Genomic DNA, 22232 nt, shown 5'->3' with positions numbered 1-22232 from the left:
GATTTGTCCGACTCCCCCGGCCCCCGTTAGGGTCAACCGTCTACCTCCCAGGTGGGCGGCCGATGCACGATCCCGGCCGCCGTCCTCCCCGGCCCCGACCCTGCGCCCCCGGCTGCCCCGTGCGCCAGGCCTACCGCCTGGTCGGCCCTGGAACACCCCTGACGGGGTGAATCGCACAGGAAGCGGCACTCGTGTCCAGCTCTGCACCACAGTCCTCCGTCCGCAATCGCTTCTCCAGGCCGAGCCGTCCACCCCGGAAGAAGACCCCCGCGGCGGCCATCCGCAAGGCCACCGCGGCCTCCGCGCTCGGCAACGCCACCGAGTGGTACGACTACGGCGTCTACGCGGTGGCCACGGCCTACATCACCCAGCACTTCTTCCCCGGCGAGGGCGGCATGCTGCTGACGCTGGCCACCTTCGCGATCTCCTTCCTGGTGCGGCCGCTGGGCGGACTGGTCTGGGGACCCCTCGGCGACCGGATCGGGCGCAAGGGCATCCTGGCGCTGACCATCCTGCTGATGTCCGGTGCCACGTTCATGATCGGCGTGCTGCCGACCTTCGACCAGGTCGGCTGGCTGGCCCCGGTGCTGCTGATCGTGCTGCGCATGGTCCAGGGCTTCTCCACCGGCGGCGAGTACGGGGGCGCGGCCACCTACATGTCCGAGTACGCCCCGGACCGCCGCCGCGGTTTCCTGGGCTCCTTCCTGGAGTTCGGCACCCTGGGCGGTTTCGCCCTGGGCACGGCCGTCATGCTGCTCCTGGAACTGCTGCTGTCCCCCGAGCAGATGAGCTCCTGGGGCTGGCGACTGCCGTTCCTGCTGGCCGCCCCGATGGGCCTGATCGGGTTCTACCTGCGCTCCAAGCTGGACGACACCCCGGTGTACGAGGAGATGAACGACGACGCACCGGCCGCCGCCGAGTCGGTCGACACCCCCTCGCTGCCGCAGCTGTTCCGCACCCACTGGAAGCCGATGCTGGTGATGACCGGGCTGGTCATCTCGGTGAACGTGGTCAACTACACGCTGCTGTCCTACATGCCCACCTACCTGGAGCAGCAGATCGGCCTGCCCGCCTCGGCCGGTCTCGCCATCATCCTCATCGGCGAGGTCGCCATGATGGCGCTGATGCCGTGGTCCGGCGGCCTCTCGGACAAGTTCGGCCGCAAGCCGTCCTGGTACTTCTCCCTGGGCGGGATCATCCTGCTGGCCATCCCCATGTTCATGCTCATGGGCATGGACTTCGGGCTGGCGCTCGTCGGCTTCGCCGTGCTGGGCCTGCTGTACATCCCGCAGCTGTCCACGATCACCGCCACCTTCCCGGCGATGTTCCCCACCCAGGCGCGGTTCTCCGGCTTCGCGATCACCTACAACATCGCCACCTCGATCTTCGGGGGCACCGCCGCGCTGGTGAACGAGTGGGCCATCGGGGTGACGGGGGACGTCAAGTTCCCGGCCTACTACATGATGGCCGCCTGCGCGGTGGGCCTGGTCAGCGTGTGGTTCATGCGGGAGACCGCGGGGGCCTCCCTGCGCGGTTCGGAGATCCCCGGCGCCGTCGGCTCGGCCGTGGTCCCCGGCTCCCCCGCCGAGACCGCGCTGGAGCAGGGCCGGCAGCCCGAGCAGCGGACCATGGCGGAGCACGAGATGCTCGCCGCGGCCGCAGAGGCCCGGGAGGCGGCCGCCAGCGGCAAGGGCGGCGTGGCCCTCCACCACGACGACCACCACGAGCACGACGACGACGTGCCGGCGGGCGCCCCGGCCCGCTGACACCGAGCCCTGTGCCCCTGGCCCGGCGGATCCCCAGGATCCGCCGGGTCAGTGCTCTCGGTGGGGCTGGCTAGACTCGGCCGGGTGAGCACTGCAGAACACACAGACCTCCCGGCCCGCGTCTCCGACGTCTTCGACCCCACCCGCTGGCGCGTGGTCGAGGGATTCGACTTCGAGGACATCACCTACCACCGGCAGGTCGAGCGCGACGCCTCGGGTGCCGTGGTGAGGGACCTGGGCACCGTGCGGATCGCCTTCGACCGCCCGGAGGTGCGCAACGCCTTCCGCCCCGGCACCGTGGACGAGCTCTACCGCGCCCTGGACCACGCCCGGATGACCCCGGACGTCGGCTGCATCCTGCTCACCGGCAACGGCCCCTCCGCCAAGGACGGCGGGCACTCCTTCTGCTCCGGCGGGGACCAGCGCATCCGCGGGCGGGACGGCTACCGCTACGCCGAGGGCGCCTCCGCCGAAACGATCGACCCCGCGCGCGCCGGCCGGCTGCACATCCTCGAGGTCCAGCGGCTGATGCGCACCACGCCCAAGCCGGTCATCGCCGTCGTGAACGGCTGGGCCGCCGGCGGCGGGCACTCGCTGCACGTGGTCGCGGACCTCACGATCGCCTCGCGCCAGCACGGCAGGTTCAAGCAGACCGATGCCACCGTCGGCTCCTTCGACGCCGGCTACGGCTCCGCGCTGCTGGCCCGGCAGATCGGCCAGAAGAACGCCCGCGCCATCTTCTTCCTGGCCCGCGAGTACTCGGCCGAGGACATGGTGCAGATGGGCGCCGTCAACGAGGCCGTCGACCACGAACGCCTCGAGGAGGTGGCCCTGGAGTACGCCGCGGACATCAACCGCCAGTCCCCGCAGGCCATCCGGATGCTGAAGTTCGCCTTCAACCTCGCCGACGACGGGCTCTCCGGCCAGCAGGTCTTCGCCGGCGAGGCGACCCGCCTGGCCTACATGACGGACGAGGCCGTGGAGGGACGGGACGCGTTCCTGCAGAAGCGCGATCCCGACTGGTCGTCCTTCCCGTACTACTTCTGATGCTGTTGACCGACGCCCGGCTCGCGGACGCCCGGCGCGCGCTGGCCGCCGCGCTGGACGGGTCCGGGCCACCGGTCGAGTTCACCGCGGACGGGCGGGCGCTCCCCCGCCCCGAGGCCACCGAACCGTCACGCGGGGGCCGTGCCGACGTCGTCGCGGTGGTCCGGACCTCCGGGTCCACCGGAGCCCCCAAGCAGACCCTGCTCACCCGGCAGGCCCTGGCCGCCTCCGCCGCCGCCACCGCCGCGCGCATCGGCGGCGAGGGGCAGTGGCTGCTGGCCGTGGGGCTGCAGTTCGTGGCCGGCCTGGCCGTGCTCTCCCGGTCCCTGCAGGCCGGTACCACGCCCGTGCCCACCGCCCCCGGTCCGTTCACCGCCCGCGGTTTCGCCGAGGCCGTGGACCGGCTCGAACGCGGCACCGGCTTCCGCGCGGTCTCCCTGGTCCCCACCCAGCTCGCCCGCCTGCTCTCCCCCGAGGCCGGCCCCGACCGGCTGGCGCTCGATGCGCTGCGCACCTTCGATGCCGTGCTGGTCGGCGGCGCCCGGGTGCCCGACGCCGTGCGTTCCGCCGCCGCGGACGCACGCATTCGGCTGCACCTGACCTACGGGATGAGCGAGACCTGCGGCGGCTGCGTCTACGACGGCGTACCGCTCGAGGGCGTCACCGCCGAGGTCGTCCCGGGCGCCGAGGGCCAGACGCCCCGGTTGCGGCTCTCCGGGCCCATGGTCGCCGCCGGCTACCTCGACGACCCCGGCCGTACGGCTGAGCATTTCGGCACGGGCACGGCCAGCGACCCGGCCGGGCGCTGGTACCTCACCGAGGACACCGGCACCGTCCAGGGCGCACCCGGCCACCAGCGCCTCACCGTCACCGGCCGCGTGGACGACGTCGTCATCACCGGTGGGGTGAAGGTCTCCGCCGCCCGGGTCCAGGGGGTGCTGGAGTCCCTGCCCGGCGTCCGCGCCGCCTTCGTGGGCGGGATTCCCGACGACGAGTGGGGCCAGCGCCTCTGCGCGGCCGTCGCGACGGATGCGTCCTGGGACGAGTCCGCCGCCCGCGACGCGGTGCGGCAGGCCCTGGGCCCGGCCGCGGCGCCGAAGGACTGGCTGGTGCTGGACACGCTGCCCCTGCTGCCCAACGGCAAGACCGACCGGCAGTCCCTCCTGGAGCGCTTCCGGACGTCGTGAAGCCCGGGGAGCCGCGCTGGTCACCGACCTCCCGCGGGCATCCGCCGCCTGTCACGCATCCCGCGCGGCCGCGAGGTGGGAGAATAGGCCGCTGGACTCACCGCCCCGATGGAAGGACCCAACCTATGGCCACCGCCGCCCAGTGGATCGAGGGCGCGCGACTGCGCACCCTGCCGATGGCGATCGCCCCGGTCATGATCGGCTCCGCCGCGGCGGCCGAGCCCGGGGGGTTCCACCTCGGCCGGGCCGCGCTGGCCCTCGTCGTGGCCCTGGCCCTGCAGGTCGGCGTGAACTACGCCAACGACTACTCGGACGGCATCCGCGGCACCGACGACGTCCGCGTGGGTCCGCTGCGCCTGACCGGCTCGGGGGCCGCACCGGCCGCCACGGTCAAGGCCGCCGCCTTCGCCTGCTTCGGGGTGGCCTGCCTCGCCGGCCTGGCGCTCGTGGCGTGGGCGGGCACCTGGTGGATGATCGCCGTCGGGGTGCTGGCCGTGGCCGCCGCCTGGTACTACACGGGCGGTAGGAAGCCCTACGGATACCTCGGCCTGGGCGAGGTGTTCGTGTTCATCTTCTTCGGGCTGGTGGCCGTGCTGGGCACCACCTACACGCAGGCGCTCGAGCTCTCCGGTCCGGCCTGGGCCGGCGCCGTGGGCTGCGGACTGCTCTCCACCGCCCTGCTGATGGCCAACAACGTCCGGGACATCCCCACGGACCGCGAGACCGGCAAGATGACGCTGGCGGTCCGCCTGGGCGACACCGCGGCGCGCTGGTCCTACGTGGTGATGGTGGCGGTGGCCGTGCTCCTGCCGCTGCTGTTCACGGGCGAGCACCCGTGGCTGTGGCTGGTCCTGCTGGCCGGCGCGGTGGCCGTGCGTCCCTCGCTGACCATGCTGCACGCCACCGAGCGGCGGGACCTGATCCCGGTGCTGAAGCTCACCGGCATCCTGGGCCTGGTCTACGCCGTGCTGTTCAGCGTGGGACTGCTGCTGTGATCAGCGCTGGTCGTCCCGCGGCTGCTCCGGGTCGAAGTACCGGCCCTCGGTGTAGGCGTCCTCGACGTCCATGTCCGCCTGCTCGGTCCTGCCCCGGTCCGCCCGGCCGCGGCTGCGTCCCGTCCACGCGTTCGCCACGTCCTGGGACGCGCCGGTGCGCAGGTCGTTGAAGAACAGGTAGCCGGCGGCCAGGGCGATGACGGCCGCGGCGATGGTGGAGAACACCCAGCCGAGGTTGAGCAGCATGCAGGCACCCCAGACCACGAAGAAGATGGCCAGGCGGATCAGAGCATACTTGAGCAGACGCACCCCGGTAGTCTACCGGGGTCCGTAGAATGGATGCATGCCCCGCTTCCTGATCCCCCTCGGCATCGTCGCAGTCGGCGTCATCATCTACGCGTTCATCGAGTGCCTGATGACCCCGAAGCACCAGGTGCGGGCTTTTTCGAAGACCGCCTGGGTGCTGATCATCATCCTCGTCCCGCTGATCGGCGCGTTGCTGTGGCTGTTCCTCGGCCGGGCCCGGTCCCGTCGCAACGGCGGCGCCCCGGGCGGCCGTCCCGCCGTGCCGCGCCGGCCCTCCTCCCCCGACGACGACGCGGCCTTCCTGCGCCAGCTCGACGTCCAGCGCCAGCAGCAGGCCCGCAAGGCCGAGCTGGACCGCCGCGAGGCGGAGCTCAGGGCCCGGGAACAGCAGGCCGACGGGCACGCGGAACAACCCGAGGACGGCGGGCCCGCCTCGTCCTGAGATGGGGAGTCCTCCCCATCGCCGCCCCGTGCCGACCCGTGGCACGCTGACCGCGTGGCACATGAGATCAGACCCGGGATCGTCCATTCCTCGCTCGTCCGCGTCGCCGGGGACGGGCAGGTCCTGGACACTGCGGCCCTGGCGGCCCGATCGGCCGGGGACGCGCTGAAGGACGCCTTCGGCACCGCCGCGGACGCGGCAGCGGCGTTCGCAGGGTTCTGGTCCGCCCGGTCCGGCACGGGTGAGCGGATCTCTGCACTGGTGCTGCACCAGGCCTCCTGCGTGGCCGAGGCCGCGGATGCCTTCATCGACGCCGACGGCGTGATGACCGACGATGCCCGTTCGGCGATGGGGTCACTGCAGTGAGCCTGCCTGCCCTGAGCCCCGTCCCTGACATCCAGGCCGACTGGAGCACGCTCGCGGACTCCGCGGTGGACCTGAGGACCGAGTCGAGGAAGGTCCGTGACGCGCTGCTGGACGCGAAGTCCTCGTGGACCGGGCTGCGCACCGGCTACCGGCACGACGGGACCTCGGAGCGGGTCTGGGCCGGCCTGGACTCCCTCGAGCAGCCCGCCGAGGACTGGGCGATCGCCCTGTCCTCCGCCGGGAACGCGATCGACGACTTCGTGACCACCGGCGAACCCCTGCAACGCCGGTGCGAGGTCCTGGAGGACGAGCGCGTCCGGCTCGCCGGTGACCGGCCCAGTGCCCTCGCCTCGGATGACGAGGCCGAGATCGGCCGGGCCCGCAGGGACATCATCACGTTCAATGGGCAGGTGGCGGACCTGACGAGGGACTGGGACTCAGCCCAGGACACCCTCGTCTCCGCGCTCGGGGCCATCAGCGGTGGCACCACGGAGGGCCTGGCGATCGTCAGCGCACCCCGCGCCGTGGACACCGGGGCCCTCGACTGGGCCGCGATGACCAGTGAGCTGGACACGAGGTTCGGCGAACTCGATCCCAGGACCGTCTGGCGGGACCTGAAGGGCCTGTCCGGGGAGGAATTGCGGGACTGGCTCGAGGCCAACCCGGAGGCGGCCCGGGCGCTGGCGGAGAACGAACTCCCTGAGCACCCGGTCCGCGGCTCTGCCGAGGAGATCATGGCCGATGCCATCGCCGCGTCCTTCACCGGGGGTCACCAGACCGAGGGCGGCGTCACCGGGATCCGTCAGGCCTGGCTGGACCTGGCGGACCACGAGCGGGAACGGTTGGTGCTGCTCTTCCCGGGGGTGATCGGCAACCTCAACGGCGTCCCCCTGGCCACCCGCGGCAGGACCAACCTGGTCACGGTGGCCGGCCTCCGGGAGCAAACGGCCCAGAGGCTGGACGGGCTCGGCCAGAGGCCGTCCCTGCAGGACTACCTGGACGAGGTCAACACCGGCTCGGACTCCGAGGTCCAGGGCGCCGTGCGCGACTGGCAGGCCTCCCTCAATGCCTGGCAGGCCGAGCATGACCGCCTGTCCACGGTCCAGTCCGGACTGGACCAGGCGTGGTTCGCCGACGAACGGGACCAGTTCCCGGGCGACCACGGCACCACGCCGGGATACGCCACCGTCTTCGTGTCCACCGAGGGCAACGGCCAGATCGCCACCATGCGCGGCACGCCCTCGGCGTCCACGGAGGTGATGGCCACCTTCATCCCGGGGACGAACACCACCATCGCCAGCGTGGACGGGTACAACCGGGACCTGAACGCCATGGACGGTGACGAGGCGGACACCGTCTCCGTCTACTGGCAGGGCACGGACCTGCCCCAGCGGCTCATCCGCGACAACGCGACGGCCCACTACAACGAGCAGGGCGCCCCCTTGCTGGCCGCCCACGACCACGCCGTGGACCTGGAGATCCCGGGCGGGGCCCGGACCACCTACATCGGGCACAGCGCCGGCGGATCGCTCATGGGCACGGGCGAGCGAGAGGGCCTGGACTCCACGAACATCGTCTACGTGGCCCCCGCCGGCAACGGCCACGAGGTCTCCTCGCCCACCGACACGCGGAACCCGCACGCGCACCGCTACCTGGTCCAGACGAACGACGACCCGATCTCGTGGGCCCAGGCCTTCGGCGGAGGAGCCCAGTCCGGCTCGTTCTGGGAGGGCTCGAACCCGGTCCACCAGATGGGATCCGTCCGGCTGGCGACGGGGTTCACGGCCCGGGGCGAACTGGTCTCCGGCCACACCGACTACTTCCACCCGGACTCCGTCTCCGCCCTGAACATCGAAGGCGTGGTGCTCGGCACCGAGGTCATGCCCTACGTCGAACCGGAGGTCCACGTCATCCCGGGGTCCCCGTATCCTGTCTTCGAGTACCCCCTGGAGCCGGAGGGCCAGCCGTATCCGTTCACAGGACTTGACAGGGTGCCCGTGGACGAGGTGGAAGGCTAGATGACACGAGGAACCCGCGGACCGACGATGGCGCTCGCCGCCCTGGCCGCCGTGACACTGGGAGGATGCATGAACCCGCAGGGCACTGACGAGGCGGACAACCCGTCCCGGTCCGCAGCCCACGGTGAACTGATCGAGGCCGAGCTGCCCGCCGCTGTCCGGCGGGCCGGCTGGGACCACATCGGCAGCCTCATGGAGACGAGCTGCACCAGCGACCCGGACCCGGAGACGGCGTCCCGCCGGACCATGTGGGAGGGCGGAGCGCGCGAGCTGGACGTGAGCGAGGACTCCGCCCGGCATATCGCGGAGCAGGTCAGGGACTATGCGGAGTCGCACGGCTGGACCGCCGCGGACGACTCCGACCCGGCCGGCCACCGCCTCTACGGGGCCACCAAGGACGAGGTCGCGCTCCAGGTCACGTTCCGCGAGACCGGGACGCGGACCGCCCTGTCCATCGTGATGAGCTCGCCGTGCCTGGACATGCCCGCCGGGCACACCATGGCCCGCTCCGAACTGGACCCCATGTACGGCTCCCCTGATCCGATGTACCCGAACGACGACCGCTCGAAGTTCACCAACGGCACCCCGAAGCCACTGCCCTCGCCCTCGCCCTCGGAGTGAGGCCTACTCCGGGATGCCGGCGTAGGAGTGCAGGCCGGGGAAGTAGGTGTTGACGATGGTGAAGTTGAACACCAGGGCGGCGAAGCCGATGATCGACAGCCACGCGGCGCGTTCCCCGGTCCAGCCGCGGGTGGCCCGGGCGTGCAGGTAGCCGGCGTAGATCACCCAGATCACGAAGGTCCAGACCTCCTTGGTGTCCCAGCCCCAGTACCGGCCCCAGGCCTGCTCGGCCCAGATGGCCCCGGCGATCAGGGTGAAGGTCCACATCACGAAGCCCACCGCGTTGATCCGGTAGGACCAGTTCTCCAGGCTCAGCGCCGAGGGCACCAGGCGCAGGAACGCCGGCCGCGCCGGGCCCCCGGTGCGGATCCGGGCCTCGCGGCGGTGCTGGAGCAGCTGCAGCACGCTCATCGAGAAGGTCAGGGTGAACAGGGCCGAGGCCAGCACGGCGATCGAGACGTGGATGACGATCCACGGGGACTGCAGGGCCGGTTGCAGGTGCGCCAGCGGGGTGGGGAAGCCGATCGTGGCCGCGCACATCATGATCACCACGAGCCCGGCGACGAAGGTGCCCAGGAAGCGGATGTCCTTGCGGATCAGGAACAGCAGGTAGACCGCGGCCACCAGCAGGGCCCCGGTGGTGCAGAACTCGTACATGTTGCCCCACGGCACCCGGTGCGCGGCCAGCCCGCGGGCGATGACCGCGAAGGCGTGCAGCGCGACGCCGATGACCATCAGCGCCACCGCGACGTTGGCCACCGGGCGCCGGGTGGTGCCCAGGTAGTCCATGTCCTCGTCCACCAGCTCCGGCCCGGACCCCGCGCCCGCGGTGTCCACCACCGGGCCCGGCCCATGAGAGGTGGTCCCGGCGCCGGCGCCGACCAGCTGGGCCTGGGGCTCGAGGGCGGTGTCCGCGGCCAGTTCGGCCTCGAGGGCCCGGATGGTCTTGGAGGAGTTCGCCATGTCCAGGGCGAACAGGATGAAGGCGGCGGCGTAGACGAGCGCGGCGATCAGCATGAACAGATCGCTGTAACTGGCCAGCTGCAGGTTGATGGGCTGCATCGATTACTCCGGTCGGTTCTGGGGGTCCTCGGGTGCGACCACGGGCCACATCCGTTCGAATTGGCGGCGCAGCGCGAGGTTCTCCTCGCGCAGGCCGAAGTCCTCGCCGCGGGCCAGCAGCCCGTACTCCACCATGGTGGACCCGTCGGGGCCGGTGGTGCCACGGACCCAGGCGCGGCGGCGGCGCACGAACAGGCTCACGATCAGGGCCACGAGGGCGAGGACCGCGAAGAAGCCGACGCCCCACTTGCCCGGGTCGTGGTGGATGTCCAGGCCCACGTAGCGCTTCACGCCGTCGAAGCTGATGGAGCCCTTGCCCTCGGGCAGGTCGTAGGACTCGCCCGGGGTCAGCGTGATGCCGCCGGCGTCCACGCTCCGGGAGTTCAGCTCGGTGAGGTCGTCCGTGTCCAGCACGTAGACGTTCTGCGGCACGCCCTCGTCCAGGCCGAGGTCCCCGTAGTACGAGTTCAGGTTCAGCTCGGGCTTGTACAGGTCCGGGTCGATCGAGACCGCCACCCCGTCCTCGCCCGTGTACGCGGTGGGCAGGAAGAAGCCGACGAATCCGAGCTGCTCGGGTTGCGCGTCGGGGGCCTTGATCACCAGCAGGGAGGTGTAGACCTGGTCCTGGACCTGCGCCACCACCGGCCCCTGGTAGGCGACGTCCCCGTTGCCGTCCCGCACGGTGATCTCCGGGGCGTAGCCGTTGCCGACCAGGTAGACGCGGGTGTTGTGGATGTCCAGGGGGTGGTTGACCTTCAGGACCTGCTCCTGGGGCTCCCCGTCGGTACCGTCCTGGACCTCCATCACCGCGGTGAAGTCCAGCGGCTGGCCGTAGTGCGTCTGCGACTCGCGGTCGAAGACGGCGTCGAAGCTCTTCAGCGACATCGAGAACGGCACCAGCCGGTCCTCGGAGAACGCGCTGCCCGGGGTGAACGAGTCGTAGGCGACCAGCGTGTTGGCGAAACCCTCCCCCTCGACGAGGATCTTCTGCCCGCTGTAGCTCAGCAGCGAGCCGACGGCCATGAATGCCAGCACCCCGATCAGTGACAGGTGGAAGACGATGTTGCCGATCTCCCGCACGTAGCCGCGCTCGGCGCCCACGGAGGCGCCGCCGTCGGGCTCCTCGCGCACCTCCACGCGGTAGCCGCGCTTGCGCAGGTACGTCGCCGCCTGGTCCACGGCCGCGGCCGGGGACGGGCCCGCCGGCTCCAGCTTCACGGTGCCGTACTCGGGCAGCCGGGAGAGTCGGCGCGGGGTGCGCGGCGGGGCCGAGCGGAGCGCCTTGGCGTGCTTGACGGCGCGCGGGAACACGCAGCCGATGAGCGAGACGAACAGCAGCAGGTAGATCGCCGAGAACCAGACCGAGGAGTAGACGTCGAACATCTGGAACCGGTCCAGCCACTCCCCCAGCACCGGGTTCTGCTCGAGGTAGTCCTGGACGATCTCGGGACCGGCCGGTCGCTGCGGGAACAGGGAACCGGGCACCGCGGCGACCGCGAGGATCAGCAGCAGCATCAGCGCGGTGCGCATCGAGGTCAGCTGGGTCCACATGAACCGCAGCGTGCCGGTGAAGCCCAGCGAGGGCAGCTCGACCTCGGGCTTCTGGGGGGTGTCCTCGCGGGTCCGTTCGTCCCGGACGACCCTCACGTTGTCCTGCTGGCTCAAATCGGCAGCCTCACTTCGTTGGCGAACCAGGTCTGCAGCTGCACGACCCAGTCATTCCACAGCCCGCTCACCATGAGTGCGCCGAGCACGATCAGCAGTCCCCCGCCGATGCGCATCACGGTCACGCGATGGGTGCGGAAGAACGCGAGCGCACCCATGCCGCGGCGCAGCCCGAGGGCGATCAGCAGGAACGGCACCCCCAGGCCCAGGCAGTACACGAACGCCAGGAAGGCGCCCTTGCCGGGGTTGGTGGACCCGGCGGTGGACATCGCCAGCACGGCGGCCATGGTCGGGCCGATGCAGGGTGCCCAGCCCAGGCCGAACGTCATCCCGAGCACGGGCGCGCCCCACAGCCCCGCCTTCGGCTGGGCGTGGATGCGGCGGTCCTGCTGAAAGACGGCGAGCCCGCCCATGAACACCACGCCGAGGACCATCACGACGACGCCCAGCACCCGGGTGAGCCACTCACCGTCCCCCTGGAGCCAGATGGTGACCTGGGAGAACACGATGCCCACCAGGACGAAGACGACCGAGAACCCGAGCACGAACAGCCCGATCCCGGCCAGCATCCGCCCCCGCCGCTGGTCCTGCAGGTCGGCGCCGGTCAGGCCGGTGACGTACCCGAGGTACCCGGGGACCAGGGGCAGGACGCAGGGTGAGAGGAAGGAGACGAGCCCGGCCAGCAGGGCGACGGGCACGGCCAGCAGCAGCGAGCCGTCCATGACGATCTCGGCGAAGGGGTTGACGGTGGCGGCCTGCAGCATGGAAGGGATCAGGCCTGCTCGTCCACCACGGTGGTGATCAGGCTCTTGAGCGTGGAGGGCTCGGCCACGCCGAGGATCCGGGAGGAGACCCGGCCCTGGCGGTCCAGCACGATCGTCGTCGGCACGGCCTGCGGGGGGACGTAGTCCGTCATCGCCAGCAGCACCTGACCGCCGCGGTCCTCCAGGGAGGGGTAGGTGATCCCGAAGTTGCGCTCGAACGCCTCCGCGGTGCCGGCGGTGTCCCGCACGTTGACGCCCACGAACCGCACGCCGGCGGGCTCGAACTGCTCGTGCAGGGCCTGCAGGTCCGGGGCCTCGATGCGGCACGGGGCGCAGGCGGCGTACCAGAAGTTCAGCACGGCCGGTTGCCCGACCAGGTCGGCCGCGTCGACGGTCTCCCCCGAGAAGAGGGTGGAGGTGAACCGCACGGGCTCGCCACGTTCCGCGGCGGCGATCTCCAGCACGGATCCGTCCCCGGCGATGTAGTTCTTGCCGTCCGCGTTGCCGGCCTGCGCGGCCAGCGGGTCATCCGCGCCGGAGCAGGCCGCCAGCACCGGCAGGGCTGCGAGACCGGCCAGTCCGGCCAGCACGTTCCGTCGGCTCAGTGCGGGTCCGCGGGAATCACGGGGCTGGGGCAGGACTGTCATGGGTGCTCAGGGAACTTCCATCGGGGGCGGGGGCGTCCCATGGATTCTACCGGTCGTAGTAGAAGCTGGTGGAATCCTGTGAGCTGGCCGACGCCGGTCAGGCGCCGGGCAGGTTGCTGGCCTGGGAGAGCAGGGCCGCGTTCGGTTCCCGGTACTCGACGCGCGGGACGGGCTGACCGGCGTCGAAGTGCAGTGAGGTGACCGAGGTCAGGGTGCATTCGCGCTGGCGGGGATCGTGCCACAGCGGCCTGCCCTCGACCGAGAGCCGGGTGACCCAGATCGGCAGCTGGTGGGAGACGATGATCGCCTCGGCACCGGGGCCGTCCTGTTCCACGGCACGGTCCCGCAGGTCCTGGATCGCCGCGGCCATCCGCGCCACCTGGGCCCGGTAGGGCTCACCCCAGGACGGACGCAAGGGGTTGACCAGCAGCGGCCAGTAGCGCGGGTTCCGCAACCGGCTGCCCACGCCCGAGAGCCCCTCGAACCGGTTGGTGGCCTCCAGGACCCGGTCGTCGGTGTCGATGTCCAGGCCCAGGGCCGCACCGATCGGGGCGGCGGTCTCCTGGGCCCGCTGCAGCGGCGAGGCGACGAGCACCGCCGGGGCGCGGCCGGTGTGCTCGGCCTGCTGCGTGAACCAGTCGGCCACGTCGGAGGCCATGCGCCGGCCGAGCTCGGAGAGGCCGTAGCCCGGGATCCGTCCGTAGAGGACCCGGTCCGGGTTGTGGACTTCTCCGTGGCGGACGAGGTGGACGGTCGCGACTGGCATGCGTCCAGTCTGGCAGACGCCGGCGGCCCGTCCGGCCAGCCGACCCCCAGCCAGTGGCAGTACCGTTGGGGTCAGACTCCCGCGACCGCGCCCCGCCCAGGAAGGCACCCCCATGACCGAGCAGAACCGCCCCGACCAGCCCGATTCCGGACAGCCGCAGCAGGGCCAGCCCCACCCGGGTCAGCCGCAGCCGGGACAGCCGCTCGAGGATGCCGCCGGCCAGCCGCGCTACGGGGTGCGGTTGACCCCGGAGCAACTGGCCCAGCACCAGGCCCAGCAGCCGTCACCGAGTGCTCAGCCGGGCCAGCCCGATCAGCCGGGCCAGCCGGGGCACCCGGCGCCCGCCTACGGCCAGCCGGGCCAGTCCCCGTACGGCCAGTCCCCGTACGGCCAGCCGGGCCAGCAGGGGGCCTCCCCCTACGGCCAGCCGGGCCAGTCCCCGTACGGCCAGTCCCCGTACGGCCAGCCGGGCCAGCCCGCCTACCCCCAGCAGCCCTACGGCTACCCGGTCCAGGGACACCAGCCGATGGCTCCGGTCCAGCGGCCGAAGGAGATCGACCGCTCGTACTGGCTGATCCTCGCGGCCGGCCTCGCCTTCCTCGTCATCGAGCTGTTCGCGGCGTTCTCGCCGTCCATGGGCCTGACGCCCGAGATGATCGAGGAGCTCGAGTCCCAGTTCCGGGCCGCCGGCATGACGGTGGACGTCAACGAGCTCATGGACTCCGTGCGCGTGATGGCGATCGTGTTCACGGTGCTCATCGCGGGCCTGTACTGGCTGATCGCCGCGGGCATCCGCAAGGGGTCCAACGTCGCCCGGATCTTCGGCACCATCTTCGCCGCGATGTCGTTGCTGTCGGCCTTCGGCCTGGGCATCGTCTACGTGGCGCTCGGCGTGGCGGGCATCGTGTTCGCCTACCTGCGCCCCTCGAACGAGTACTTCCGCGGCAAGGCCTGGGAGAAGGCCCTGCGCCGCTGACACCAGCGCTCCCGGCGACGGTGCCGTCCGGCCCCAGCGCGAAGCTCGCAAGGGGCGGTCCGCAGACGATGAGTGTGGGCCCCATGGCCGTGTTGGCCCCGAACTCCACACGCGACCCGTGGAACCGGCTCATCCCCGGTCCTGACGTGGGCGCTTATCGTGTCCTCGAGATTCCCTACATTAGTACACATGTTCGATCACAGCGGTGCGAATGACGGGACGCCACGGACCGGCGACCCGCCCAGCGGCCCGACCAGTGACCGGAGGGTCGCCGTGGTGGGGTCCCCGGAGTGGGCGGCGGACCTGGCGGCCTGCGGGGCGCCGCTGGGCACCGTGGTCGCCGGTCCGGTCACCCCGGCCCCGGTACCGGACTCGGCCCGGGACCTGCTCGCGGTGCGGATGACCGTGGCGCTGATGGTCCCGGCTGACACCGAGGCAGAGGCCGTGGACCGCATCCGTGTGCTGGAGCAGCTCAAGGCCGCCTGCGCGGCCGCCCAGGCGCGTGAGGCGGCCGCCCTTCACACCCTGCGCCGCACCGCCGAGGCCGCCCGCGGGGTGCCGGCCGAGCGGCAGGGACGAGGCCTGGGCGGGGAGTTGGGCCTGGCCCGCGGTGAGTCCCCGCACCGCGGCTCTCGACAACTGGCCCTGGCGCGCGCCTTGTCCGAGGACCTGCCGCACACCTTGACGGCGTTGTCCGAGGGATCGATCTCGGAGGAACGGGCCGGGGTGGTGCACCGGGAGACCGCCTGGCTGCCCACGAGCACCGCCCGGCGCCGGGTGGACACCGCCCTGGTCGACTGGCTGCCCGTGCTCGGCACCCAGCAGTTGGCGATGGCGGCCCGGGAGCTGGCCGTGGAACAGGACCCGGCAGCCGCCGCGGAGCATTTCGACACCGCGGTGGCCGAACGCCGGGTCACCGTCCGGGCGGCGGATCACGGGATGGCCACCCTCACCGCAACCCTGCCGCTGGCCCAGGCCGCAGCCTGCCACCGTGCCCTGACCGAGTCCGCCACCCGCCTCGTGGCCCTCGGCGAGGCCGAGGGACGCACCCCGGCCCAGGTTCTGGCCGACACCCTGGTCGAACGCCTCACCGGCCAGGCCACCGCCAGTGCCACCCCGGTCGAGGTGCACCTGGTGATGACCGACCGGGCCTTGCTCGGCGGCGAGGAGACACCGGCCCGCGTCCCCGGGTACGGCTCCCTGCCCGCCCCGGTGGCCCGGCGGATCGTCGTCGACACCGACGCGGACGTGTTCCTGCGCCGGCTCTACACCGCACCGGAGTCGGGCCAACTGGTGGCCATGGATTCCCGAAGACGCACTTTCCCGGCCCTGCTGCGCCGCATGATCGTGCTGCGCGACGAGCTGTGCCGCACCCCGTACTGCAACGCCCGGATCAAGCACCTCGACCATGCCACCGCGCACGCCGCCGGCGGCCAGACGAGCTGGGACAACGCTTCCGGGCTCTGTGCACGCTGCAACTACGCCAAGGAGAACCCCGGCTGGACCCACAGCGCCGGCCCCGGCCAACTCACGGTCACCACCCCCACCGGTCACCGCTACCGACACGCCACACCGCCGCTCGTCCACGCCGGTCAGTCACCGCCCCGTCCCCGCGCGGCCGGTTCCCCGGCTTCACCCCACTGCACTTCACGACCCGGCAGATCACCGCCCTGCTCGACGCCACCTGAAACCGGTGCGAACGGGTCTAGTCGGCATGGAGTGCCGCCTGGTGGAACGCCAGGATCTGCAACTCGGTGGACAGGTCCACGGCCCGGACGGACACGCCCTGCGGGACGGTCAACTCGACCGGGGCGAAGTTCAGCACCCCCTGGATCCCGGCAGCGACCAGGCGGTCCGCCAGGGACTGGGCGGCACTCGCGGGCACCGCCAGGATCGCCAGCCGGGCCCGGGTCTCGGACACCACGTCCTCGAGGTCGTCCATCGAGCGGACCACGCTGGGACCGCGGGCCTGGCCGATCACCCGGGGATCGGCGTCGAGCACGGCACAGATGCGCAGTCCCCGCTCGCCGAAGCCGTCATACCCGGCCAGCGCCGAACCGAGGTGGCCGGCGCCGACGAGGACGACGGGCTGGTCCTCGGCCAATCCGAGGACCTGGCTGATCGCCCGCTGGAGGGCCCCCACCGGGTAACCGACCCCCGGGCGCCCCAGGTGTCCGAGCCCGGCCAGGTCCCGCCGGACCAGCGGCGAACCCACGCCGGTCCGCTCGGCCAGCACGACGGAGGACACCCGGGTGGCCCCCTCGGCGGCCAGGGCGGCCAGGGCACGGAGGTAGACGGGCAACCGTCCCACGGTCCGCCGGGACAGCGAGGGTCCCGCGGTGCGTGTCTCGGGACCGGACCCGGTGGGAGGACCCCCCGTCACGGGCGGTCCGCCCCCAGCAGACGTTCGAGGCGGACCGGGTCGATGCGCCAGAAGTCGCGCTGGACACCGTCCACCATCAGGACCGGGATCTCCTCGGCGTGGCGCGCGGCCAGGTCCGGGCGCCCGGCGATGTCCACCTCCCGCCAGGGAACGCCCAGCCGGCGGCAGACCTCCTCGACCACGGCGACGGCGTCGGCGCACAGGTGGCAACCGTCCTTGACCAGCAGGACCACATCAGGAGAACTCTTCACCCCGTCATCGTAGGCAGACGCAACGGGGCCGTCCTGCCTTGCGGCGGGACGGCCCCGGAAACGAGCGGAGACTCAGCTCACTTCTTGTTGCGGCGCTGGTGACGGGTCTTGCGAAGCAGCTTGCGGTGCTTCTTCTTGGACATACGCTTACGGCGCTTCTTGATCACAGAACCCATAGGGAAACCTCTTGCTTGGTTGGTGAACCGCCAGCAGACGACTGCTGACGATCCGGCGTCATAGGTCAAAACGTTCCCTAACACCTTACCCTGACACGGGCTCGGGGAACGAACCGGGTACGTGGGGGCGGCGGCGATCAGCCGCGGTGGTCCTCCGTGCCCGTGACACGGACCTCCGTGGTCCCGGTCTGGAGGATCTCCTCCACGGCGGCCTGGGGCACCCGGTAGGAGCGCCCGAAGCGGACGGCGGGGAGTTCACCGGCGTGGATCATGCGGTAGACGGTCATACGAGACACCCGCATCATCTCCGCCACCTCCGTGACGGTCATGAAGCGCGCTTCGGCGAAGGTACCGGCATCACCCACGGCGTGTTCCTCTTTTCCACTGGTGTCGACCGACGCCCGCCCCCCGGACGGGACATCCTCGGGCGTCCTGTCGAATACTCGCCACACTCTAGTCACGGCGTGCACAGGATCAGAGTGTTCATCGACGGGTCAGTCGAACCAGGGATCCAGTCCGTGGAACGGGAAGACCGCCTTGCGGGTCGCCATGATCGTCTGGTCGATCGCGTCCGAGGGGTCGTAACCGACCTCCCAGGAGCGCCACCACACGTCCACGCCGTCCGACATCAGGTGCGGGATCCCGCCCTGGTCCCGGGGCTGGGAGAGCTCCAGCCCCGCGGCCCGGGCCGCGTACCGACGCCACGCCTCGGGGATCTCCGCGTCCGTGCGCACCGGCCGGCCGGTCGCCACCGCCAGCAGGTGGCTCCAGGTCCTGGGCACCACGGAGAACGGGTTGTACCCCCCGCCGCCGGTGGCCAGCCACCGGTCGTGGGCGAAGTCGGCGGCCCAGTCCGCGGCGTCCAGGGCGAGCTGGCGCTGGCCCTCCACGGACATCGTCAGGTTCGTCAGGGGATCCTCACGGTGACCGTCACACCCGTGCTGGGTCACCAGGGCGTCCGGGGCGAACACCCGCAGCAGTTGGGGCACCACCGCGTGCACGGCGCGCAGGAACCCGGAGTCCCCGGTCCCGGGGGGCACGGCCACGTTCACGGCGGTGCCCTGCGCGTTCGGGCCGCCGACGTCGTTGGCGAAGCCGGTGCCCGGGAACAGGGAGATCCCCGTCTCGTGCACGGAGATCGTCAGCACCCGCGGGTCGTGCCAGAACATCGACTCCACGCCGTCCCCGTGGTGGGCGTCCAGGTCCACGTAGGCCACCCGCTCGGCGCCCAGGTCCAGCAACCGCTGGATGGCCGCCGCGCAGTCGTTGTAGACGCAGAATCCGCTGGCCTGTCCACGCGCCGCATGGTGCAGGCCGCCGGCGATGTTGACCGCGTGCCTCACCTCGCCGGCCCAGATCGCCTCGGCCGCGGCCACGGAGCCGCCGAGGATGCGGGCTGCCGCCTCGTGCATGTGAGGGAAGACCGGGTTGTCATCGCTGCCCAGCCCCACGTCCCGCCGGTGCTCCACCTCGCCCGAGCTCACGGAGCGCACCGCGCGGACGTACTCGGGATCGTGGACGGAGGCCAGGAGCTCGTCGGAGGCCACCTCGGGACGGATGATCCGCAGGCCCTCGCGGTCCATCAGCCCCAGCGCCTCGGCCAGCCGGTGCGTCAGGTCCAGGCGGACCGGCGCCATCGGGTGGGCCCTGCTGAACTCATACTTCAGCAGCGCCTCGTCCCAGACGACGGCGGCGGGAACGCGATCAGGGGATGTGCTGGTCATCACTGACAGACTAGGCCTCCCGGCCCGGGAAACGCTCGTCATGACGTTCACCCCGCCTTCCGGTGACATCCGCGACCGATGGAGGATGATGGTGGACGTGACCCGGCAGATACCCGTTCCCAGGCCTCGGCGCCGTGCCGCGGGACGGATCCCGACGCCGTCGTCCGGCCCCATGGTCCGTCCCGCCTCCGTGCCCCGCGGCCCGCTGGCCCCCGTGGACGTCCCCGCCGGGCTGCGCGGTGCCGCGACGCGGTTGCGCAGGCTGGTCTCCACCGTCGCCGGCGCCTCGCCCGCGCGCGCCGCGCTGTCGGCGTTCGCCCTCGTCACCGTGCTGTTCACGGCGCTGCTCTCGCTGCCGGCCGCCACCCAGAGCGGACGGGTCACCCCGTTCCACGACGCGCTGTTCGTGGCCACCTCGGCGGTCTCGGTGACGGGACTGACCACCGTCAACACCGCCGAGCACTGGAGCCTGCTCGGCCAGGCCATCATCCTCATCGCCATCCAGGTCGGCGGCCTGGGCATCCTGTCCATGGCGGCACTGCTCTCCCTGGCGGTGTCCAAGCGGCTGGGCGTGCGCTCCAAGCTCATCACCCAGGAGGGCATGACCACCGGCCGGATCGGCGAGGTCGGTTCGCTGCTGCGGGTGGTCGTGCTGACCTCCCTGACGCTCGAGGGCCTCCTGGCCCTCGTGCTGGTCCCGCGCTTCATGATGCACACCGGCTCGTTGTGGGAAGGCCTGTGGAACGGCGTCTTCTACGCCGTGTCCTCGTTCAACAACGCCGGTTTCGTGCTGCACGTGGACGGCCTGGAGTCCTTCGTGGGCGACCCGTGGATCATCTGGACCATCATGGTCGGGGTCTTCGCCGGGGCCCTGGGCTTCCCGGTGGTCATGGTCCTGATGCAGCAGCGGTGGCACTACTCCCGATGGAACCTGCACACCAAGCTCACCGTCAACACCACCCTGGCCCTGCTGGTGGGCGGGGCCGTGCTGATCGGGATCTTCGAGTGGAACAACGCCCAGACCCTGGGCCAGTTCGGGCCGGCCGGCCGCGTCCAGTACGCCCTGTTCACCTCCGTCATGCCCCGGTCCGGCGGCTTCTCGGTGTTCGACATGAACGCCCAGTCCCCCGAGACGCTGCTGCTGACCGATGCGCTGATGTTCGCCGGCGGCGGCTCGGCGTCCACCGCCGGCGGCATCAAGGTCACCACCCTGGCGGTCATGTTCCTGGCGATCGTGGCCGAGGCCCGTGGCGACCGGGAGGTGACGGCCCACGGCCGGACCATCGCCCCCGAGTCCCTGCGCGTGGCCATCGCCGTGCTGGCCCTGGGCGCCACCCTCGTGCTCGCCAGCACCATGGCCCTCGTGGCGATCAGCAACGAGTCGCTGCAGCGGCCCCTGTTCGAGGCGCTGTCCGCGTTCGGCACGTGCGGCCTGACCACCGGCCTCAGCGAGGAGCTGCCGCCCTCGGGCAAGTACGTGCTGACGGCGCTGATGTTCTCCGGCCGCGTTGGTACGATCACCTTCGCGTCCGCGCTGGCCCTGCGCCAGCGGCGCAACCTGTTCCGGTATCCCGAGGAAAGGCCGATCATTGGCTGAGAACCGTCCGGACCCCCATGCTCCGGTGCTGCTGATCGGCCTGGGCCGCTTCGGCGCGGCCGTGGGCGAGCAGCTCGTGGCCCAGGGACGCGAGGTGATGGCGATCGAGCGCGACCCCGCCCTCGTGCAGAAGTGGGCCGGGTCCCTGACCCACGTGGTCGAGGCCGACGCCACGGACATCGAGACCCTGCGCCAGCTCGGCGCCCAGGAGTTCGCCACGGCCGTGGTGGGCGTGGGCACCTCGATCGAGTCCTCCGTGCTGATCACCGTCAACCTCGTGGACCTGGGCGTGGACCACATCTGGGTCAAGGCCATCACCCCGGCCCACGGCAAGATCCTGCGCCGGATCGGCGCCCACCACGTGATCTTCCCCGAGCACGACGCCGGCGTGCGCGCCGCCCACCTGGTCGGGGGACGGATGCTGGACTTCATCGAGTTCGACGACGACTTCGCGATCGTCAAGATGTACCCGCCCACCGAGGCCGTGGGCTTCACCCTGGCCGAGTCCAACATCCGCGCCAAGTACGGGGTGACGATCGTGGGCGTGAAGACCCCGGGCGAGGACTTCACCTATGCCCAGCCGGACACCAAAGTCGGCCCCCGGGACACCCTGATCGTCTCCGGCCACACCGACCTGCTGGAGCGGTTCGCGGCCCGGCCCTAGTTCTCCTGGCTGATCTGCCGTCCGCGCTCCGCGGAGGCGCGCATGCCGTCCGCGATCAGCCGGGCCAGTCCGGAGTCCAGGAACGACTCGATGGCCGCCTCGGTGGTGCCGTTCGGGCTGGTCACGGCCCGCCGCAGCGCGGCCGGGTCCACGTCCGGATCGGCCAGCATCCGCCCGGCGCCGGCCACGGTGGAGCGGGCCAGCTCCTTCGCCAGTGGCTCGTCCAGGCCCAGTTCCACGCCCCCGGCTGCCATCAGCTCGGCGAGCAGGAACGCGTAGGCCGGTCCGGAGCCGGAGACGGCGGCCACCGCGTCGATCTGGTCCTCGGCCACCCGGTGGACGGACCCGGAGCCGGCGAACAGCCGTTCGGCCATCTCCAGGTGCTCCTCCGTCGCGGTCCGGCCGCCGGCCAGCCCGACGGCCCCCATCCCCACGGTCAGCGGCGTGTTCGGCATCGTGCGCACCACCGGCTGGCCCCCGGGCAGGTTCTCCTCCATCGCCGCGGTGGTGATCCCCGCGGCCACGGAGACCACCACGGTCTCCGGTGCCAGCGCGGTCGAGATCTCCCGGCACAGGGCCCGGATGTACCTGGGCTTCACGCCCAGCACCACGACGTCGGCCCCCGAGGCGGCGTTGCGGTTCGCCTCGGGGTCCCGTTCGGTGCAGCTCACGGCGATCCCGTGGCGCTCCTCCGCGGCCCGCGCGCTGTCCTCCGAGTGGACGGTGGCGCAGACGCCGGCCGGGTCCGTCCCGGCGGCCAGCATGCCGGCCAGGATGGCCCCGTTCATGTTGCCGAGTCCGAGCATCGC

Annotated in this window: 24 protein-coding genes and 1 pseudogene; 12 read left to right on the top strand and 13 right to left on the bottom strand. The window is 71.6% G+C overall.

Going from position 1 to position 22232, the window contains the following annotated elements; all coding sequences use genetic code 11:
- Window positions 1-191 precede the first annotated feature (191 nt).
- From CITRI_RS0103140 to CITRI_RS0103125, 4 genes are all read left to right on the top strand, one after another.
- Window positions 192-1766, top strand: a complete 1575-nt coding sequence (locus CITRI_RS0103140) for an MFS transporter (protein WP_010143140.1) — start codon at window positions 192-194, stop codon at window positions 1764-1766.
- An 84-nt stretch (window positions 1767-1850) separates the two neighbouring features.
- Window positions 1851-2813, top strand: a complete 963-nt coding sequence (locus CITRI_RS0103135) for a 1,4-dihydroxy-2-naphthoyl-CoA synthase (RefSeq protein ID WP_029139003.1) — start codon at window positions 1851-1853, stop codon at window positions 2811-2813.
- Entirely contained in the window at window positions 2813-4000 is a 1188-nt protein-coding gene (locus tag CITRI_RS0103130) for an AMP-binding protein (RefSeq protein WP_010143138.1), read from the top strand. Before CITRI_RS0103135 ends, CITRI_RS0103130 begins: the two co-directional genes overlap by 1 nt.
- Before the next feature lie 125 nt (window positions 4001-4125).
- On the top strand, window positions 4126-4995 hold the full coding sequence (locus CITRI_RS0103125; protein ID WP_010143137.1) for a 1,4-dihydroxy-2-naphthoate polyprenyltransferase: 870 nt from the start codon (window positions 4126-4128) through the stop codon (window positions 4993-4995).
- Here the strand turns inward: CITRI_RS0103125 and CITRI_RS0103120 are convergent, their stop codons facing one another.
- A complete protein-coding gene (locus tag CITRI_RS0103120; protein WP_010143136.1) occupies window positions 4996-5304 on the bottom strand; it encodes a DUF4229 domain-containing protein in 309 nt (102 codons plus the stop codon).
- 34 nt (window positions 5305-5338) lie between these two features.
- On the opposite strand from CITRI_RS0103120, the gene CITRI_RS0103115 reads away from it, so the two are divergent.
- Genes CITRI_RS0103115 through CITRI_RS0103100 form a run of 4 tightly spaced genes read left to right on the top strand, consistent with a single transcriptional unit; the run spans window position 5339 to window position 8748 of the window.
- Window positions 5339-5743 carry a PLD nuclease N-terminal domain-containing protein gene (locus CITRI_RS0103115; RefSeq protein ID WP_010143135.1) on the top strand — a complete coding sequence of 135 codons (405 nt, stop codon included), beginning with the start codon at window positions 5339-5341 and terminating at the stop codon, window positions 5741-5743.
- A 54-nt stretch (window positions 5744-5797) separates the two neighbouring features.
- Entirely contained in the window at window positions 5798-6109 is a 312-nt protein-coding gene (locus tag CITRI_RS0103110; RefSeq protein WP_010143134.1) for a hypothetical protein, read from the top strand.
- Window positions 6106-8127, top strand: coding sequence for an alpha/beta hydrolase (locus CITRI_RS20470; protein ID WP_010143133.1), 2022 nt, complete (start codon window positions 6106-6108; stop codon window positions 8125-8127). The genes CITRI_RS0103110 and CITRI_RS20470 overlap by 4 nt, the downstream gene beginning before the upstream one ends.
- On the top strand, window positions 8128-8748 hold the full coding sequence (locus CITRI_RS0103100) for a hypothetical protein (protein WP_141565922.1): 621 nt from the start codon (window positions 8128-8130) through the stop codon (window positions 8746-8748). It begins immediately after the preceding gene.
- Window positions 8749-8751: 3 nt separating this feature from the next.
- Here the strand turns inward: CITRI_RS0103100 and ccsB are convergent, their stop codons facing one another.
- The 5 genes from ccsB to CITRI_RS0103075 all read right to left on the bottom strand — a co-directional run bounded on the left by ccsB (window position 8752) and on the right by CITRI_RS0103075 (window position 13652).
- Window positions 8752-9810: a c-type cytochrome biogenesis protein CcsB gene (gene ccsB, locus CITRI_RS0103095; RefSeq protein ID WP_010143130.1), complete on the bottom strand. Its 1059-nt coding sequence runs from the start codon at window positions 9808-9810 to the stop codon at window positions 8752-8754.
- Window positions 9811-9813: 3 nt separating this feature from the next.
- A complete protein-coding gene (locus tag CITRI_RS16105) occupies window positions 9814-11361 on the bottom strand; it encodes a cytochrome c biogenesis protein ResB (protein ID WP_141565932.1) in 1548 nt (515 codons plus the stop codon).
- A 110-nt stretch (window positions 11362-11471) separates the two neighbouring features.
- Window positions 11472-12239, bottom strand: coding sequence for a cytochrome c biogenesis CcdA family protein (locus CITRI_RS0103085; protein ID WP_010143128.1), 768 nt, complete (start codon window positions 12237-12239; stop codon window positions 11472-11474).
- A gap of 8 nt (window positions 12240-12247) precedes the next feature.
- Window positions 12248-12886: a TlpA disulfide reductase family protein gene (locus tag CITRI_RS0103080; protein ID WP_040385437.1), complete on the bottom strand. Its 639-nt coding sequence runs from the start codon at window positions 12884-12886 to the stop codon at window positions 12248-12250.
- 97 nt (window positions 12887-12983) lie between these two features.
- Window positions 12984-13652: a histidine phosphatase family protein gene (locus CITRI_RS0103075; protein ID WP_010143126.1), complete on the bottom strand. Its 669-nt coding sequence runs from the start codon at window positions 13650-13652 to the stop codon at window positions 12984-12986.
- 112 nt (window positions 13653-13764) lie between these two features.
- Between CITRI_RS0103075 and CITRI_RS16100 the strand changes: the two genes are divergently transcribed.
- Entirely contained in the window at window positions 13765-14628 is an 864-nt protein-coding gene (locus CITRI_RS16100) for a hypothetical protein (RefSeq protein WP_050813563.1), read from the top strand.
- A gap of 197 nt (window positions 14629-14825) precedes the next feature.
- On the opposite strand, the gene CITRI_RS19890 is transcribed toward CITRI_RS16100, so the two are convergent.
- Window positions 14826-15059, bottom strand: coding sequence for a hypothetical protein (locus CITRI_RS19890; protein WP_202798424.1), 234 nt, complete (start codon window positions 15057-15059; stop codon window positions 14826-14828).
- On the opposite strand from CITRI_RS19890, the pseudogene CITRI_RS20570 reads away from it, so the two are divergent.
- Window positions 15028-16110 (top strand): annotated as a pseudogene (locus CITRI_RS20570) (DUF222 domain-containing protein); the annotation flags it as partial. The gene CITRI_RS19890 and the pseudogene CITRI_RS20570 overlap by 32 nt on opposite strands.
- Window positions 16111-16333: 223 nt before the next feature.
- Here the strand turns inward: CITRI_RS20570 and CITRI_RS0103055 are convergent.
- The 5 genes from CITRI_RS0103055 to CITRI_RS0103040 all read right to left on the bottom strand — a co-directional run bounded on the left by CITRI_RS0103055 (window position 16334) and on the right by CITRI_RS0103040 (window position 19162).
- Entirely contained in the window at window positions 16334-17011 is a 678-nt protein-coding gene (locus CITRI_RS0103055; RefSeq protein WP_010143124.1) for a redox-sensing transcriptional repressor Rex, read from the bottom strand.
- Entirely contained in the window at window positions 17008-17262 is a 255-nt protein-coding gene (locus CITRI_RS0103050; protein WP_040385435.1) for a glutaredoxin family protein, read from the bottom strand. Before CITRI_RS0103050 ends, CITRI_RS0103055 begins: the two co-directional genes overlap by 4 nt.
- Before the next feature lie 77 nt (window positions 17263-17339).
- Complete coding sequence (locus tag CITRI_RS18810; RefSeq protein ID WP_005504750.1) at window positions 17340-17438, bottom strand: 30S ribosomal protein bS22; 99 nt, start codon at window positions 17436-17438, stop codon at window positions 17340-17342.
- A 137-nt stretch (window positions 17439-17575) separates the two neighbouring features.
- Window positions 17576-17767 carry a helix-turn-helix domain-containing protein gene (locus CITRI_RS0103045; RefSeq protein ID WP_050813571.1) on the bottom strand — a complete coding sequence of 64 codons (192 nt, stop codon included), beginning with the start codon at window positions 17765-17767 and terminating at the stop codon, window positions 17576-17578.
- A gap of 165 nt (window positions 17768-17932) precedes the next feature.
- Window positions 17933-19162, bottom strand: a complete 1230-nt coding sequence (locus tag CITRI_RS0103040; RefSeq protein WP_010143121.1) for an acetoin utilization protein AcuC — start codon at window positions 19160-19162, stop codon at window positions 17933-17935.
- Between the two features lie 172 nt (window positions 19163-19334).
- Between CITRI_RS0103040 and CITRI_RS0103035 the strand changes: the two genes are divergently transcribed.
- Window positions 19335-20759 carry a TrkH family potassium uptake protein gene (locus CITRI_RS0103035; RefSeq protein WP_192807886.1) on the top strand — a complete coding sequence of 475 codons (1425 nt, stop codon included), beginning with the start codon at window positions 19335-19337 and terminating at the stop codon, window positions 20757-20759.
- Window positions 20752-21423 carry a TrkA family potassium uptake protein gene (locus CITRI_RS0103030; RefSeq protein WP_010143119.1) on the top strand — a complete coding sequence of 224 codons (672 nt, stop codon included), beginning with the start codon at window positions 20752-20754 and terminating at the stop codon, window positions 21421-21423. The genes CITRI_RS0103035 and CITRI_RS0103030 overlap by 8 nt, the downstream gene beginning before the upstream one ends.
- Here CITRI_RS0103030 and proC read toward each other — a convergent pair.
- Window positions 21420-22229, bottom strand: a complete 810-nt coding sequence (gene proC, locus CITRI_RS0103025; RefSeq protein ID WP_040385522.1) for a pyrroline-5-carboxylate reductase — start codon at window positions 22227-22229, stop codon at window positions 21420-21422. The two genes, CITRI_RS0103030 and proC, sit on opposite strands and share 4 nt — an antisense overlap.
- Window positions 22230-22232: the final 3 nt, after the last annotated feature.

Origin of the sequence: Citricoccus sp. CH26A (genome assembly GCF_000224415.1) — a bacterium.
In the GTDB taxonomy this organism is placed as follows: domain Bacteria; phylum Actinomycetota; class Actinomycetes; order Actinomycetales; family Micrococcaceae; genus Citricoccus.
The sequence above is the reverse complement of the archived record's forward strand: the minus strand, read 5'-3'. Positions and strand labels throughout refer to the sequence as shown.

Bases quoted from the DNA above. Each gene is read 5' to 3' on its own strand.
- CITRI_RS0103100 (WP_141565922.1), top strand. From the start codon at position 8,128: ATGACACGAGGAACCCGCGGACCGACGATGGCGCTCGCCGCCCTGGCC.
- CITRI_RS0103085 (WP_010143128.1), bottom strand. From the start codon at position 12,239: ATGCTGCAGGCCGCCACCGTCAACCCCTTCGCCGAGATCGTCATGGAC.
- CITRI_RS0103075 (WP_010143126.1), bottom strand. From the start codon at position 13,652: ATGCCAGTCGCGACCGTCCACCTCGTCCGCCACGGAGAAGTCCACAAC.
- CITRI_RS0103040 (WP_010143121.1), bottom strand. From the start codon at position 19,162: ATGACCAGCACATCCCCTGATCGCGTTCCCGCCGCCGTCGTCTGGGAC.
- CITRI_RS0103045 (WP_050813571.1), bottom strand. From the start codon at position 17,767: ATGACCGTCACGGAGGTGGCGGAGATGATGCGGGTGTCTCGTATGACC.
- CITRI_RS0103115 (WP_010143135.1), top strand. From the start codon at position 5,339: ATGCCCCGCTTCCTGATCCCCCTCGGCATCGTCGCAGTCGGCGTCATC.
- CITRI_RS0103130 (WP_010143138.1), top strand. From the start codon at position 2,813: ATGCTGTTGACCGACGCCCGGCTCGCGGACGCCCGGCGCGCGCTGGCC.
- CITRI_RS18810 (WP_005504750.1), bottom strand. From the start codon at position 17,438: ATGGGTTCTGTGATCAAGAAGCGCCGTAAGCGTATGTCCAAGAAGAAG.
- proC (WP_040385522.1), bottom strand. From the start codon at position 22,229: ATGCTCGGACTCGGCAACATGAACGGGGCCATCCTGGCCGGCATGCTG.
- CITRI_RS16100 (WP_050813563.1), top strand. From the start codon at position 13,765: ATGACCGAGCAGAACCGCCCCGACCAGCCCGATTCCGGACAGCCGCAG.
- ccsB (WP_010143130.1), bottom strand. From the start codon at position 9,810: ATGCAGCCCATCAACCTGCAGCTGGCCAGTTACAGCGATCTGTTCATG.
- CITRI_RS0103080 (WP_040385437.1), bottom strand. From the start codon at position 12,886: ATGACAGTCCTGCCCCAGCCCCGTGATTCCCGCGGACCCGCACTGAGC.
- CITRI_RS16105 (WP_141565932.1), bottom strand. From the start codon at position 11,361: ATGTGGACCCAGCTGACCTCGATGCGCACCGCGCTGATGCTGCTGCTG.
- CITRI_RS0103125 (WP_010143137.1), top strand. From the start codon at position 4,126: ATGGCCACCGCCGCCCAGTGGATCGAGGGCGCGCGACTGCGCACCCTG.
- CITRI_RS0103035 (WP_192807886.1), top strand. From the start codon at position 19,335: ATGGTCCGTCCCGCCTCCGTGCCCCGCGGCCCGCTGGCCCCCGTGGAC.